General features: G+C 47.4%; 12 protein-coding genes. 2 read left to right on the top strand and 10 right to left on the bottom strand.

From position 1 onward, the window contains the following. Positions 1-54: 54 nt before the first annotated feature. Positions 55-234, bottom strand: coding sequence for a hypothetical protein (locus QZW82_RS07775; RefSeq protein WP_293146766.1), 180 nt, complete (start codon positions 232-234; stop codon positions 55-57). 369 nt (positions 235-603) lie between these two features. Between QZW82_RS07775 and QZW82_RS07770 the strand changes: the two genes are divergently transcribed. Beyond that, entirely contained in the window at positions 604-1620 is a 1017-nt protein-coding gene (locus QZW82_RS07770) for a J domain-containing protein (protein ID WP_293146765.1), read from the top strand. A 503-nt stretch (positions 1621-2123) separates the two neighbouring features. On the opposite strand, the gene QZW82_RS07765 is transcribed toward QZW82_RS07770, so the two are convergent. The 7 genes from QZW82_RS07765 to QZW82_RS07735 form a co-directional block, all read right to left on the bottom strand. Next, positions 2124-2396: a DUF1816 domain-containing protein gene (locus QZW82_RS07765; protein WP_293146764.1), complete on the bottom strand. Its 273-nt coding sequence runs from the start codon at positions 2394-2396 to the stop codon at positions 2124-2126. A gap of 794 nt (positions 2397-3190) precedes the next feature. Next, the gene (locus QZW82_RS07760) at positions 3191-3481 is read right to left on the bottom strand and encodes a DUF1816 domain-containing protein (RefSeq protein ID WP_293146762.1); all 291 of its coding nucleotides are present in this window, start codon (positions 3479-3481) and stop codon (positions 3191-3193) included. A gap of 281 nt (positions 3482-3762) precedes the next feature. After that, positions 3763-3915, bottom strand: coding sequence for a hypothetical protein (locus QZW82_RS07755; RefSeq protein ID WP_293146760.1), 153 nt, complete (start codon positions 3913-3915; stop codon positions 3763-3765). A 218-nt stretch (positions 3916-4133) separates the two neighbouring features. Then, complete coding sequence (locus tag QZW82_RS07750) at positions 4134-4889, bottom strand: DUF2993 domain-containing protein (protein ID WP_293146758.1); 756 nt, start codon at positions 4887-4889, stop codon at positions 4134-4136. A 127-nt stretch (positions 4890-5016) separates the two neighbouring features. After that, on the bottom strand, positions 5017-5610 hold the full coding sequence (locus QZW82_RS07745; protein ID WP_293146756.1) for a pentapeptide repeat-containing protein: 594 nt from the start codon (positions 5608-5610) through the stop codon (positions 5017-5019). 92 nt (positions 5611-5702) lie between these two features. After that, positions 5703-7115 carry an HD domain-containing phosphohydrolase gene (locus QZW82_RS07740; RefSeq protein ID WP_293146754.1) on the bottom strand — a complete coding sequence of 471 codons (1413 nt, stop codon included), beginning with the start codon at positions 7113-7115 and terminating at the stop codon, positions 5703-5705. A 649-nt stretch (positions 7116-7764) separates the two neighbouring features. Further along, positions 7765-7959: a hypothetical protein gene (locus tag QZW82_RS07735; RefSeq protein WP_293146752.1), complete on the bottom strand. Its 195-nt coding sequence runs from the start codon at positions 7957-7959 to the stop codon at positions 7765-7767. A gap of 135 nt (positions 7960-8094) precedes the next feature. Between QZW82_RS07735 and QZW82_RS07730 the strand changes: the two genes are divergently transcribed. Further along, complete coding sequence (locus QZW82_RS07730) at positions 8095-11211, top strand: glycerol-3-phosphate acyltransferase (RefSeq protein ID WP_293146868.1); 3117 nt, start codon at positions 8095-8097, stop codon at positions 11209-11211. 258 nt (positions 11212-11469) lie between these two features. Here QZW82_RS07730 and QZW82_RS07725 read toward each other — a convergent pair whose 3' ends face one another. Together QZW82_RS07725 and QZW82_RS07720 are read right to left on the bottom strand one after the other, a co-directional pair. Then, positions 11470-13200, bottom strand: coding sequence for a phosphatase PAP2 family protein (locus tag QZW82_RS07725; RefSeq protein ID WP_293146749.1), 1731 nt, complete (start codon positions 13198-13200; stop codon positions 11470-11472). 326 nt (positions 13201-13526) lie between these two features. After that, positions 13527-14747 carry an ABC transporter permease gene (locus QZW82_RS07720; protein WP_293146748.1) on the bottom strand — a complete coding sequence of 407 codons (1221 nt, stop codon included), beginning with the start codon at positions 14745-14747 and terminating at the stop codon, positions 13527-13529. Positions 14748-14825: the final 78 nt, after the last annotated feature.

Raw genomic sequence — 14825 nt, 5'->3', positions numbered from 1 at the left:
ATTTGGACGGGAGTTGCTGATGAGAACCTGCTAGGATTTGCATTGAGCGAAAAGCTAAAGAAAGAAAAGTTCGTAGGCGTAAGCTAAGGAAGTAGCCATCGCACCGCGCACGGTAAAAAAAGATCGATCGCCAGTGGCAGTCAACCCAACGGGCGATCGCGCCCACAACCGCAGCAGCTTTCCCGGGTTCGCCTCAGCTATCGCAGCCACACCAAAATCGCGAAGACGTAGCACTCCTCAAAATCTCCAACAGCAGCGGGGTGCGGAAATTGCGATGTCCCGCAAGCAACAACCGAACTCGATCGAGTCCAAAACTTTGATAACCTATAATTTGAAGAAGGAAGAAGGAAGAGGGCCCTTGGACTTCGCGAGCGGGTAAACAGAAGGAAGAAGGAAGAAGGAAAAAGGAAGAAGGAAGAAGGAAGAAGGAAGAAGGAAGAGGTGCAACGCGAGAACGTCCTCACCGTCGGGCGCGGTTGCTATAATTCGCCATCCTGCTAATGTGGGATTTATTCTTTCTAACAAGTAACAACTAACAAGTAACAACTAACAACTAACAAGTAACAACTAACAACTAATAACTAATAAAGAGAGGATTACTTAATGGCTGCAACAGATTTTAAAGACTATTACGCTATTTTGGGACTCAACAAAACCGCCAGCTCTGACGAAATTAAAAAAACTTTTCGCAAACTAGCCCGGAAATATCACCCGGATATGAATCCCGGGAACAAAGAAGCCGAAGCTCGTTTTAAAGAAGTAAACGAAGCTTACGAAGTGCTTTCAGATCCAGAAAAACGCAAAAAATACGACCAATACGGTCAATACTGGAAGCAAGCGGCGGCAACTCCCAGCGGATGGCCGGGCTCAGGCGCTACGAATGTAGACTTTGGTGGCGTTGACTTCAGCCAGTACGGCAGTTTTGACGAATTTATTAATGCCTTGCTGGGGCGCGCAGCTAGCAGTGGAGGTAGTAGTAGCAGCCGCAGCAGCAAGTGGAATTACAGCAGCCAGCGCACCGGCACCGGCGGGCCTACTGGTTTTGGCGGATTTGAAGATTTCGCTGGCTACGATAACCGCAGCGCCGGAGGTACTCGCGACACTGAGGTGACAATTTCGCTGACTCTGGGGGAAGCATTTCGGGGAACTTCCAAGCGAGTCGCTACTGGTGAAGTTTCAATACCTGCGGGAGTGAAAACCGGCAGCAAAATTCGAGTCAAAGGCAAAGGTCAAATTGACCCGTACACGAAGCAGCAGGGAGATTTGTACCTAAAGTTAGAAGTTTTGCCTCACCCTTTCTTTCAGTTTGAGGGAGATAATTTGGTCTGCGAAGTGCCGATAACTCCAGATGAAGCGGTTTTGGGAGCTTCTATTGAAGTGCTCGCGCCTGAAGGTATGATAACTGTAAAATTTCCCGCAGGAATGCGATCGGGTCAGTCTTTGCGGTTGCGCGGGAAGGGATGGCCGAAACCGAAGAAAGACGAACGCACGGATTTGTTGGTCAAAATTGCGATCGTCCCGCCGAAAGAACTGAGTGCTGTAGAACGCGAATGCTACGAAAAAATCAAGGCCGATCGCACTTTTAATCCCCGCAGCACTTTAAACCAGATGGCACTTTAATCTTAATTCTCAGAAGCAACCACTGGTGCGATCGGCTAATACCGTTTAGAAAAAAGGTTGCTACAAGAAATTTGTTGGGTTTGTTTCGTTCACCCAATGTGTAAGGTGCGTCGCTATTAGATTCTAGATGAAATGCCAAAGATTTAAGAATGGCGGCGCACTCTACGAATTGACCCGTGACACCTAACTCTATATTAGACCGTTAGAAAATAGGTTGCTATAAGAAAATTGTTGGGCAGACTGAAAATCCGGGTTGTTTAGTCCACCCAATGTGTAAAGTGCGTCGCTATTAGATTGTAGTTGAAATGCCAGAGATTGAAGAAGGGAGCCACACCCGCTCGATTACGGCGTTGCACGATTTTGAAAAAATGATATAGCAATCCTTGCATCATTTTTATAATTCTTGTAGGGGTTCTTTAAGAGCCAGGTTGCCCCGATAGATAGGGGGTAGGCACGGGGACACTACCCCTACAAATATTGATGAATCATTTAGGATTGCTATATTACTCATCAGTAGCTGTTAGCTGACTGGGTTGGCGACCTTGCTTGATGTTAATGCTAATTTTTTTAGCTCCTTTCTTCTCCAAATCTTTGATGTAGCCGTTGGTACTATTAGAAGCTTCATCCTTGCTTTCGTAAGGGCCAAAGTAATAGGTGCGTTTGGGTGAATCTGTGTCAACTTCTACCCACCACTCGCGACTTCTACTGCCACCAATCGGTTGAGTGAGTATCCAGAAAGCAGCGACGTACATACCGAATATATAAAGTCCAAACATAGTAGGTGTCCCCGCAGTCAAGTAGTTTTTACTGTCCTTAAGTTAGCAGGACGAATAGCTCGATCGACTCATCCTCAGTGCTGATTTAACGGCCGTAATTGTTGAGAGTTCATGCTGGTCAGCATCAGCATTTTGGTGGAGAAAAGGCTGAGTTTTAATGACATCTACCAAAAAATCCGCAAAGCAACAACTAGAATAAAATGATGCTTATTTTTATTGTTGAGGCTTGAGTTATGGCAGCCACGCCCGACGATGAGAAAGTTTTTAATTGCTGAAACCGTTGTGGAAGATTTCGCCTTCCTTCTTCCGATTTATATTTCTCTTTTTGGATAATTGAAAACTCAAACTGAACGGATATCTGTACAGTTTTGTTCGTAGCGCGGACTTGAGTCCGCTCTCTGGCTGCGGACTTAAGTCCGCACTACGAACCGTTTTTGTTATAGTTTTGTTCGTAGCGCCGACTTGAGTCGGCTCTCTGGCTGCGGACTTAAGTCCGCACTACGAACCGTTTTTGTTATAGTTTTGTTCGTAGCGCCGACTTGAGTCGGCTCTCTGGCTGCGGACTTAAGTCCGCACTACGAACCGCAGTTTTGTTCGTAGCGCGGACTTGAGTCCGCTCTCTAGTTGCGGACTTAAGTCCGCACTACAAACCGTTTTTGTTATCGTCATCTATCGGATTTGATAGGACGAACTATTGACGCGCAGAAACCGGGGTTTTTAACCGATACTTCTCACGATAGAGGGAGTATTTAAGTCAAAAAACCCGGTTTCGGCAGTCTGAACTATCAAAATTATTAAGCAGCAATACCCTCTGAGAATTCACTTTCGCAGATGGTGAGATCCGAAGGATGGCATCGTTTGATGCGGATGCTAAGTCTTTTGGCTCCCTCGCTTTCCAAGTCTTCGATGTAGCCTGGAGTATTGCTGGAGGCTTCTTTGTCGGTGTCGAAGGGGCCAAAATAGTAGGTACAGTAGGGGAAATCTGTGATGATTTCTACCCACCATTTCTCCTGGCTGCGGCGGCTGGGCCCGGCAAATACGGACAAGACTGCGAGGTAGAGACCAAATAAATAAAATCCAAGCATTTTTCCTCTTTATGGGTTATTTATTTTTTAATAGGACTTGCGTCGTTGTGACTCTCATTTACCGGGTTCTTCGATCTTCGCGATCGCCCCTCACCAGATAATTTTGTCCCTTAAACCCGGTTTCTGTCTCCAAGATACTCTAACTTTATCAAGACTATTTGGGCGATCGCCTCAACCTGAGTGCTGATTTTGAGGCGAGAGTTAGAATCCCAGGGAATAAGCGACTTTGCACAGGTACTTTATTGCACTTAAATTGAAGCTTGATGGCGCGCTATCAATTCTCACTCAAAAGTATTTAAGTCAGCAATTGCTGACAAATTAAATCCCTTAAAGCTTAGTTCTGGAAATACGCCGGAATACAGAGAGACTTTACCAGAAATAATTGGTTGAAAGCCTCGCTTGTTTGGCGTAGAAATTAAAATCAGACGGTTCATTACTTCCATCCTCGGACTTGAGGGTAGAGGTTGCCCTCAAGCGGTCAACTATCAACTGTCAACTGTCAACTGTCAACTGTCAACTGAATGAAGCTAGCAACACCAGAGCTGAAAAACTGTGGCTAAAATAGCAAAACCCGCCGGGGCGGGTAGTTTTGCTAAGCTATAAAATTTTTCCAGCTAATCTGATTTGTCGGCCAAGCTCAGCACGCTGAGGCTTAGCGCTTTCCTTTGGGAAACTGTTCGATGCCAGCCCAACCGTAAAAAACCAGTTCGTCGTTTTGAACTCGACAGCGATCTACTCGCAGTTGAGTGCCCTCTAAGGCAAATTTGTCTAAGTCTAGCAAGTTATTTACGTGGGCAATTATAGCTTGAGCCAAGTCTACTGCTTGCCCGTCACCGCCGTAAGTAACGCTGACAAATTGGATTTTGCGCCGGTCTTCTACTTGCAATTGAGCTGTAATATCTATTTTGACTGGTTCGCTGTTCTGGCCGATCGTAATGTCGGACTGAAGCCGAATTGATTTGTCTGTTCCGAAGCTGACTTCAGTGTTTTGAAAGTACAGAGATTGCTCTTGGTATTTCAGCTTTTGGAGTTTTTCAACTACAAAAGGTGTATTGAATGAGGTGGTTAAATCCGATCGGCTTAATACTACTCGCATATTTGCCTGGGTAGGCTGCCGCAATTTGACTTGACCTGCAAAAATCGCCCCAAAATCAATGGAGAGTGCTTGCAAGTAGAGTTCCATCACTTCTATGCGGAGGCCGTTATACATCAACATACCTTTGCCAACGAAGTCGAAACCGTCGATGCTTCCCTGCAAGAGTTTGGCCACAGGTTCGACTCGGATGTTGGCTTCTGCCTTTTCAGAACGTTTGAATAAGGCTGCGATCGCAGCTCCTGCTACTTTGCTGACAAGGCGATCGCCACTTTGACCTTGAAAGGATGTACCGCTAAACAAAGCTGCTACCATTTATTCGTTTGCTCATCTACAGTAGCTATTATAACCTCTCATTAAGAAATGTTAAAATAGCTTGTGCTTATTCACTTTATAAGCAGAAGTTGTTTTTTGTCTGCCTTGAAAGTAACATTTTGGAAATTTAAGGACTCAGGGGCGTGCCTTGGAGACAAGCGCGATCGAGCAAAGCTCCATCCCAGACGGTATGTTCGATCGCCGCACAGAGCAAATTAGCCCCCGTCAGGTTAGCACCGCGCAGTACGGCTCCATTCAGGATAGCTTCTTCTAAATCAGCTCCCGACAAGTCTGCGCCGGACAAATTGGCATTGCTCAAATCTGCCTGCTGCAAGATGGCGCGAGCCAAATTAGCACCCCGCAAATCGGCTCCCCGCAAATCGACACCGGTCAAATCCAAATTGCCGATCGAGGCCGCCGTCAAAAAAGCACCCCCAAAACTTGCATCGCGCACCAAAGCATTAGCAAAGGAAGCACCGCGCAAGTCAGCATTCCGAAAATCTGCCCCGCGCAAGTCAGCACCGCTCAAGTCTGCGCCGCGGAGGTTTGCTCGCAGCACCGCCCGCTGCAAGTTAGCACCGGCGAGGTTAGCTCCTGTTAAGTTGGCTTGAGATAAGTCGGCACCGGCGAGATCGGCTCCCGCTAAGTTTGCGCCGGCTAAATCTATGCCGGCCAATATATGAATTTTGCCTTGGCGTATGGCTTCGAGGTCGTTAGTCATTGGTCATTAGTTAAATGAAGGAAGAAGGATGAAGGAAGAAGGATGAAGCTACCAATGCCCTATGCCCCATGCCCTATGCCCTGTTTGGCCGATTACAATGCCGGAGTTGCCGCGATCGTGCGATCGCCCAAATCCTCCAACCAGATATTAGGCAGTTGGGTGGGGCGGGTGGGTAACTCCATCAAACCCATATCTGCGAGTCTGACGACATTCCCGAGAGTTTCCACCAAAGCCGGATCGAACCGAGTGCCCGACAGTTCCCGGCACCTTTCCAAAGCTTCTGTCAAGCTCAAAGCCGGACGATCGCCCCGCGGTTGAGTCAAATCTTGAAAACAAGCGACTAACCCCACAATCCGCGAAGCAATTGGTATATCTTCGCCTCGCAAACCCTCAGGCCTGCCGCTGCCGTCCCAATTTTCGAGTTTGTGCTTGACAATTTCGGCGACTGGTGATAGTTCCGGCATTGCTTGCAGGAGTTGGGAACCGATGAAACTGCGATCGCGCCAGAATGACAGAGTTCCTTCGTCGAATTTATCGGAAGTGCGATCGAATACCTCATTCGGGGCGGAAACTAAGCCGACTCGAAACAGCAATCCCGCCAGCCGCAGCCTTCGCAGTTGCAAAGCCGGCAAATCCAACAATTGACCCAAAGTTTCCGACAAAGCCGCCACCTGCAAAGACGCTGTGGGATTTGAGGTGTCGCGTTCGTCTACGCGCTGGGCCATCCGCAGAAAAGCTTGCAGTTTGTTGGCGTTCAAATTGCGGCTGACGCGCAAAGCTTGACCTTCGAGTTCCCACAAATCGCGGGTTTGGCGGTTAATTGCCACCATTTGCTGCTGAGAACTTTGCAGGTAAGTAACGATGCGGGATACTACGCCGCTAATGTCTGCTAGGGGCGGGCCTTTGGTGGCAAGAATTTCGTGATGAATTTCTAGCAAACTGTCGGCTAGGGAGGAATTATAATGTCGTGTTTGTTCTATAAAAATTTCTGCTGACGCTGACACTAATGATTGGTCAAAAGACCACAAACCGTAGAATTTTCGCTCTGTATCGACTTCTGGCTTGCCCTCTGGCAAGTATTCCTGGGCCGTAAGTTCGCGACAAAGCACCATTGCTTTGTATGTGGGGGCGAGGATGATTAAATTCCATTCTTGAATTATCGGGTCGAGCTCATCGAGTTCTATTAAAGATACATTTTCTAGTTGACCGGTTTTGTGGGTAGCGAAACCGCTGTCGGCTACTGCACCGATGACAACTTGTCGAGAAGCCTTAGCAATATCGAAGTAGCGATCGGCTTCTTGCAAATACCATTTTCCCTGCTGAAACGTCACCAAAACCAGCGGTTTGAGTGCGAGATCGTCCCCGCTGCTGGTTTGCAAGATGTGGTCTTCTAGGGCGTGACACAGGGCTACTAGGGTGTTTTTGAAGTATACCCCGTAGCTAGAAGGCAGTTTTCCGTCGGGAAGTGTAGCTTGTAGTCTGGCGAGAGTTGATTCTGGATTCATTGCAAAAGGCGGTGCCGGCTCTTAACATATTGTAACGTGCGATCGACCTTCTCGAAAATACTTTTGACAAAAATCCGATTTTTTGATGACTTCCGGCTCCACAACCTATAAAAACGGCGATGTAATGGCGATCGATCCGCCTTTTTCAATTGAGATCGAGCCCAACCGCACCGACAGCGATTTCTTGCTCTTCAAAAAAAACGACCTTGCTTATATTAGGACATGAAAATGAATCACTTGAAAATTCAGCTATATTGACTGGCTTGTTTCATTTTTTCACCGAATAGAAGGGGTTTGAAGCCCTTACTCAGGTCGGCAGATTGTGATAAGAGCGGAGTTTAAATCTCCGTTCTTATCACTTCGCTGTCACAGGTCAACTGTCACAGGTCAACTGTTTAAATTGAGTCTTTCATGCCGTAGATCGGCAACGCCGCATTCGCTAATATATTTTTTTTGCTTGTTGTTGTTCTACCAGAGAGGATATCAGAATTTTTATTAATATGTTCTTCATTACAATATAAATACAGGACTTGTGCAAAAAATGGAAAACCCAGCCCTTAAAATTGCAGCGTTCTGGGTGCAACGACAAAGTTTTCTCATTAATTCACAAGTCCTATCTCAGTTTTTCTTCGTCTCAATAAACTTTTTATTATTTACCTTTGGACTCAGAAACATCTGCAATCAAATCATCTTTATCAACTTTTGGAACAAAATCAGGCCGTTCTTTGGATTCCCAACCCGGGGGGCGCTTGGAATTATACCACGCAATGGAGCCGATACTAACCGCAGCGACAAATCCAACACCAAGAACTGCGATCGGAATCATTAGGTTGTTCTCTACCATTTGGTTCAAATCCTTATTTACTGTACTTCTCTAGTATTTTATGTGCTATTGGCGATCGTGCAATATATCCGAAGACTGAAAATTTGAGTGAATTGCAGCCATAATACTTAGAGATTGAAATTAGAAATCCCCTTTATGCCGCTGTTGTCGATCGCACTTCTGTTAACCGCCAGTTTCGCCCTCGGCGCTTTGCCACTTACTCGCTGGGCGGTGCGGCTGCTGGGCGGTAAAGATTTGAGGCGGTTGGGCACGGGGAATGTGGGGGTGTCGGCTGCTTTTATTCACGGGGGGAAGTTGGCGGGAATTGCTGCGGTGTTGGCGGAAATTGCCAGGGGTATTCTACCAGTTTTGGCGGGGAGATTTTGGTTTCCTGATTCACCTGCGATCGCCCTGTTAATTCCTCTGGTTGCGGCCAGATATGCGATCGCCCGAGGTGGAGGTGTGACTAACGCTGTTTGGGGTCTTTTGGTATTTTCGCCTCCGGTGGCTGTCTCATCGGGCATTTGGGGGCTGCTGGTGTGGGGTTTGGCACGGCGGTGGTGGCAAAAGGGCGATCGGGCGAGACTCTTTGCTTCCCGCTGCGGCTGTTTGTGCACGCCCATCTGGGTTTGGGTGTGGCGTCAATCTTTGCCGGAATTCTTAGCAGCAGCAGGATTGGGAGTTTTATTAGCTGCAATTAATCTCAGTCAGGGTGATGATATGGCTTTATCTAAATCGGAACAATTGTTTTCTCTGGATGACTCGTTGGATGCTGCAATCTGCGGCGATAAGGCTACTAGGTTGTCCCAGCTAAAACGAGCTAATTTTAACGTACCTTCGGGTTGGATATTGTTGAATGAATCGGGCATTGGGCATCGGGCATCGGGCATCGGGGATGGAGGAAATGCTGAGGAGTTGTTGAATAAATCGGGCATCGGGCATCGGGCATCGGGCATCGGGGATGGAGGAAATGCTGAGGAATTATTAATTTCTAATGCTTTCATCCAAAATATCAAATCTAAAATCCAAAATCCGATGATTGTACGCTCTTCTGCTGCGGGAGAAGACGGGGATTTTAGTTCCGCCGCCGGACAATATGAAACTATCGGGCCTGTTTCTACTGAAGCAGAATTGCTTGATGCAATTAACCGCTGCCGCCAGTCTTATTGGACTTCCCAAGCAGTCGCTTATCGCAGACAGCGACAACTGCCCGATACCCAAATGGCTGTTTTGATTCAGCCTTATATTGATGGCAAAGTTGCGGGAGTTATGTTCACCCGCAATCCTTTAGATGGCGGTTCCGAGGTAATTGTTGAAGCTTTACCGGGAGGAGCGGAATCGGTTGTCGGCGGGCAATTTACTCCGGTTCATTTAGAAATAGATTTTAGCACTACTGAATCTTTAGAATCAAGTTTAAATAAAATTGAAACGAATTCAATTATAGATAAATCTCTTGTCGCAGAGTTGGTGAAAGTAGCCCAAGCTATCGAAGCTTTTTTTCACGGCATCCCGCAGGATATTGAGTGGAGTTGGGACGGGGAAAAAGTTTGGATTTTGCAAAGCCGTCCGATTACTAATTTGCAGCCGTTTTGGACTCGCACTATTGCCGCTGAAGTGATTCCTGGTGCAATTCGCCCGCTAACTTGGTCGATTAATCGGCCGCTCACTTGCGGGGTTTGGGGAGAGATTTTTCGGGTGGTTTTGGGCGAGAAAGCTGCTCATCTAAATTTCAACGAAACGGCGACTTTGCTGGGTTCTCACGCTTATTTCAATGCGACTTTGTTGGGCGAAATCTTTCGGATGATGGGATTGCCGGAGCAGGGTTTAGAATTTTTGCTCAGAGGGCAGAAGATGGGTAAGCCGCCTTTGGGGAAGATTTTGCCTTCTTTGCCGGGTTTGTGGCGTCTGGTGCGGCGGGAACGGGCGCTGAATGCAGAATTTAAGGGCGATCGTACTTCTATTTTTTTACCAGCAATCGAAAGTCTGGAGAAGTCAGAGAAGGAAGAAGGAAGAAGGAAGAGGGAAGAAGGAAGAGGGAAGAATGAAGAAGGAATATTAATTCCCAATGCCCAATTCCCAATGCCCAATGCCCAATTCCCAATTCCCCATGCCCAATGCCCAATTCCCCATGCCCAATTCCCCATGCCCAATTACCAAGATTTAAGGAAGTTGTTGGATAAATCTGAGCAAATTCAGGAGTGGCTGAAGCCGATTACTTACTACAATATTCTAGGGCCGATCGGGCTGGCAATTCGCAAAGCAATTTTTCGGGTTCCCGATGAATGGCTTGACAATGAAAATGCTCCTGAAATTGCTTCGGTACGAGCTTTGCAGCAGTTGGCTGACAAGTTGCGAGAAGCTGCAATTTCGGAATCTGAGGAAACTATTTCAACTGCACAATTAACACGGGTATTTGCCGAAAGTTCGGGTTTGCAAGCAGAGTTTGCACAGTGGCTGGATAGTTACGGATATTTGAGCGAGGTGGGGACGGATATTGCTGTTGCTACTTGGCGCGAACAACCGGAAGTTTACCAAAAACTGTTAGTGAATATGGCTCTTAAATCTGCTGTAACTAATTCAGCATTCAAGCGTGAATTAAGCTTGACTTTTTGGCAGAAGTGGCGTTTAGATAAGTGTCGGGAAAGAGCGATAGTCAAAAATGAAATTAGCGAAATTTACGCGCGGTTGTTGGCTCATTTGCGCTGGACTTTTTTGGCAATTGAAGCAGGCGGCTTGGCAATGGGTGTATTTGAGGAAGCAGGGGATATCTTTTATTTGGAATTTGCGGAAGTTCAGGGGTGGATTCGTAAAGGTGCGAGTGTTTCGTTTCAGGATACAATTAGGGAAAGACGCGCACAGTTGAAAGCCGATCGCGATCGCCCGATTCCCCCTGTAGTCTACGGCAATCTGCTGCCGAATTCTCAGAAAAGGTCGATCGAACTTGCAGAATCCGCAACTAATATCATGCAGGGAATTCCGGCAAGTATCGGCTGCGTCGAAGGCTTTGTCAAAATTTGCCGCACCGCGAACACAGATTTAGGCGAAAGTGCGATCGCCGTTGTGCCATACACTGATGCAGGTTGGGCACCGCTGCTATTAGGCGCAACAGCAATTATCGCCGAAGTTGGCGGGCAACTATCTCACGGAGCAATTATCGCCCGCGAGTACAAAATTCCCGCAGTCATGAATATTGCTGAAGCGACAACTCGGCTGCGAGACGGTCAAAAAGTCCGAGTTGATGGCTATCTCGGCACCGTAGAATTGCTCGAATAAACAGGTTTGTAGTAAGGACTTTAGTCCTTATTGACTAAAAACTTAAGAGAGGACTGAAGTCCTCACTACAAACCTTCAGAGAGGACTGAAGTCCTTACTACAAACCTTCAGAGAGGACTGAAGTCCTCGCTACAAACCTTCAGAGAGGACTGAAGTCCTCGCTACAAACCTTCAGAGAGGACTGAAGTCCTCACTACAAACCTTCAGAGAGGACTGCTAATTTCTTACTACAAACCTTCAGAGAGGACTGCTAATTTCTTACGCTTTCAAGAAATTCTCGACAACATAGTTGCCCACCTTTCTACCAGAACTCAAACCATCTACGTTAGCAGTCATGAAATGGATGCCTCCGTAAATGCGACTCATCCCCGATTCATCAGCAGCTTGGGCAAAGTTTTCATAAGTTCGCAAACTGTTGACAGTTTTATCTCCCTTATCCGCAAAGCCAAAATCCGAACCGAATACAGCATTCATAACAGGCTCTGCCGCACCGCTAAAGGTACTGTGGCCCGACGTGTACTCGGGGAAAGGCGGAGTCGTTATCAGTGGAGCCCACAGGGGGTCTGCCGTCGTGTTGGGGTTGTTGTCTGTCTCAGCTTGGCGGATAGCTGTCACGGGCCGCCACAAGTTGTACTGGTACTTGGCATCCCAGGAGGTAATCGCTGCATCGGCTTGGGCCATATTCAGCAGCGCGAACAACCGGGCGTTATCCTCCAGAGAGTTACCCGCTAGGGCTGCTGCTTCTTGGGCGATTTGGTTCCAGTGGCCCGGAGGTGTAAAAGTACCGGCGCCGTTGGCCCAGAATTTGGCGATCGCAGTTTGATCTGGCGTGCGCGTTAAGCTGTCACTTTTGCCGATTTCTTTGACTTCGTTAAATTCCGCTGCGTACTTGGCGCTATCCAGGGCGGGCGGGCCCGACGGGCGGAACTGAGAACCGCTAGTCATCGCAAACGGAGTCACATCCGGCCACTGTGGCGCCAGGGCCGCAGCTAGGGCGGGGGGAGTGGACACCCAACTGCCGAGGTCTGTTTTGGCCGTGTACGGCACGACTTTGCTGGCGCCATCTGTACTCCGCAAAGCGATAATTCGATCGGCAACCTGTTGTCCGAGGGCGATACCGTCGTTTTTAGCTTTACCGTCGGGGATTTTGGCTAGAGACGATGCGTATGTTTCATTGAATTTGACTGCTTGGGCTGGATAGAGACTGAGTAAAACGCGGTGGGCGGAGGCTGCGGTGGCGGCTTCTGGTGACGCGCCCGCTGGTGCATCGATGCTGACTTTGTAAGGGGTATATTTTTTGGTGATTGAGTTAACAGAGTCGTAAACGGCTGCCTGAACCATTGCCATGTTGCGGGAGGCCAAAGGAGGCGCGGTGCTGGCTGTCCGCACGGCGTCGAGTAAGGCGCCGTTCCAGTCTGTGACGGCGTTTCCCGATATAAAGGTTGTGAAGTTGCTGCTGCTGATGCTGCTGCTGTTGACTCCTTGCAATACTGCTAAATATTCCCCGGTAAGTTTGTCTTGAATTACGGCGCTGTTGCTGTTGCTGCCCGTCCCTTGCTGGATATTTAAATCGTTAAAAGTCAGGCCGTCTAGCAATCGAATTTTGTCATTTCCGTTGCCGAAATCGGCGATAAAGTCGGCTGTGGCTACAGTTGAACCGCCGCTGCCTTTACTGATGGCAAATATATCGTCGCCTTCGCCGCCGGTCATGCTATCGCTGCCTGCGCCGCCGTAAATGGTGTCGTTGCCGGATTCGCCCGAAATTAGGTCGTTGCCTTTTCCTCCCCAGAGGATGTCATTGTCTGCGCCGCCGAAAATGGTGTCGTTCCCTTGATCGCCGCAGATTTTGTCTTTCCCTGCATCGCCTGCGAGAAGGTCGTCTCCGCTGTTGGCGTAAAGTATGTCGTTGCCATCCAAGCCTTTAAGTGTGTCGCTTTGGGTGGTTCCTTCGAGGTAGTCAAATTTAACACTTGGGGTTAGGGATGCCATGATTATTTATTGGATATTAAGATTAAACTTGCTGAATTTGTATTGTCGGTAGATGCTTGGGTCTGTTTGTTGTTGGTTTAAGCTTAATCAACTTTATGGCTCGACTGTAAACACCCTAACGGAACTTTATTAAATCTTTAAAATATAACTGGTTCTTTATGAAGTTTTGCACAATTGAACTAGGTAATAACACAAGCATTAAAACTGCATTAAAACTATCTTTTTGTTAATTCTTTACAAAATGAGTATAGTTTTTAAAGTTTAGATAAAGATGTTTGTGAAATCATAAAAGCAACAAATTGTATAGTTACGTAAGTAAATATTTATTAAGCACTTCTCAAAGCTGCGATCGGATCGAGTTTGGCCGCCTGACGCGCCGGGATCACGCCGAAGAAGAGACCGACGCCACCGGAGACACTGACAGCAAGGGCGATCGCCACGGGCGAAATTCCAGCTTTTAGAGGAGTAAAATTACCTACAAGCAAGATACCTCCGACTCCTACACAAGTCCCAACGAGCCCTCCGGCGGCAGATAAAATTACAGCTTCGATAATGAATTGAAACAAGATATCGTGTTGGGAAGCCCCGATCGCCTTTCTGAGCCCAATTTCCTGAGTGCGTTCGCTGACGGAAACCAGCATGATGTTCATAATCCCAATGCCGCCGACTAATAGGGAAATGCTAGCAACAGCAGTTAACATCAGAGTCAGGGCCCCGGAAATCGATCCCATTGTCGCCATTAAATCTTTCTGATTTCTGACAGTAAAGTCATCTTCTGTGGTAATCTTGTGCCGCAATCTCAGCAAGTTTTCCACCTGAAATTGAGCGGCATCCATTTTCGACTCATCTTGAATCGAAATAAACAGCGAAGTGACAGCTAAACCGTAGGGAGACTTGCGCCCGACAATGCGGTTGGCCATTGTGGCGATCGGCACAACCGCCGAGTTATCATAATTCGTACCAAAAGATGTCCCTTTTGATGCAAATACTCCAATTACTTTCATGCTGACATTTTTGATTCGCACTTGTTCGCCGAGGGGATTGGTATTGGCAAACAGTTTCTGGGCCAATTCTGAACCGAGAATCACAACTTGATTGTTTTGTTTGACATCGAGTTCGGTCAAAAATCGCCCTTTAGCCATTTCAAAATTTCTAACTGTCAGAAATTCTGGAATTGTGCCAAAAATCAGAGACGAGACATTTTTATTGCTGTAGCGCACAATCTCCGAACTGTTGAGTTCTGCGGAGACACCTTGCACCGACGGGACTTGAGTTGCGATCGCCTTACCATCTTCTACTATCAGCGTTTGGGGTGCATTTCTAATCGAACTTCGGCTAGCATTAGGCACTCCAGGTCTCACAATCAATACATTTGTACCCAGAGATTGAACTTGTCCTGCTACAAATTTTTGCGCGCCTTCTCCAATGCCAATCATCGCAATTACCGAGGCATTTCCGACAATCATCCCAATCATTGTCAAGCTGCTGCGAGTTTTGTTTGCTAGCAGTGTTTGACCGGCCATTTTAACACTTTCAATAAAATTCATAATAGGGGAATAGGGAATTGGTTCGTAGTGAGGACTTTAGTCCTTCAATTGTAAGGACTAAAGTCCTCACTACGAACC

It is taken from the genome of Microcoleus sp. bin48.metabat.b7b8b9.023, assembly GCF_013299185.1.
GTDB lineage: Bacteria > Cyanobacteriota > Cyanobacteriia > Cyanobacteriales > Microcoleaceae > Microcoleus.
Note: the sequence above shows the minus strand (reverse complement) of the source record. Positions and strands in the feature narration are given on the sequence as shown.

Bases quoted from the DNA above. Each gene is read 5' to 3' on its own strand.
- QZW82_RS07750 (WP_293146758.1), bottom strand. From the start codon at position 4,889: ATGGTAGCAGCTTTGTTTAGCGGTACATCCTTTCAAGGTCAAAGTGGC.
- QZW82_RS07740 (WP_293146754.1), bottom strand. From the start codon at position 7,115: ATGAATCCAGAATCAACTCTCGCCAGACTACAAGCTACACTTCCCGAC.
- QZW82_RS07755 (WP_293146760.1), bottom strand. From the start codon at position 3,915: ATGAACCGTCTGATTTTAATTTCTACGCCAAACAAGCGAGGCTTTCAA.
- QZW82_RS07760 (WP_293146762.1), bottom strand. From the start codon at position 3,481: ATGCTTGGATTTTATTTATTTGGTCTCTACCTCGCAGTCTTGTCCGTA.
- QZW82_RS07745 (WP_293146756.1), bottom strand. From the start codon at position 5,610: ATGACTAACGACCTCGAAGCCATACGCCAAGGCAAAATTCATATATTG.
- QZW82_RS07770 (WP_293146765.1), top strand. From the start codon at position 604: ATGGCTGCAACAGATTTTAAAGACTATTACGCTATTTTGGGACTCAAC.
- QZW82_RS07735 (WP_293146752.1), bottom strand. From the start codon at position 7,959: ATGGTAGAGAACAACCTAATGATTCCGATCGCAGTTCTTGGTGTTGGA.
- QZW82_RS07765 (WP_293146764.1), bottom strand. From the start codon at position 2,396: ATGTTTGGACTTTATATATTCGGTATGTACGTCGCTGCTTTCTGGATA.
- QZW82_RS07730 (WP_293146868.1), top strand. From the start codon at position 8,095: ATGCCGCTGTTGTCGATCGCACTTCTGTTAACCGCCAGTTTCGCCCTC.
- QZW82_RS07720 (WP_293146748.1), bottom strand. From the start codon at position 14,747: ATGAATTTTATTGAAAGTGTTAAAATGGCCGGTCAAACACTGCTAGCA.
- QZW82_RS07725 (WP_293146749.1), bottom strand. From the start codon at position 13,200: ATGGCATCCCTAACCCCAAGTGTTAAATTTGACTACCTCGAAGGAACC.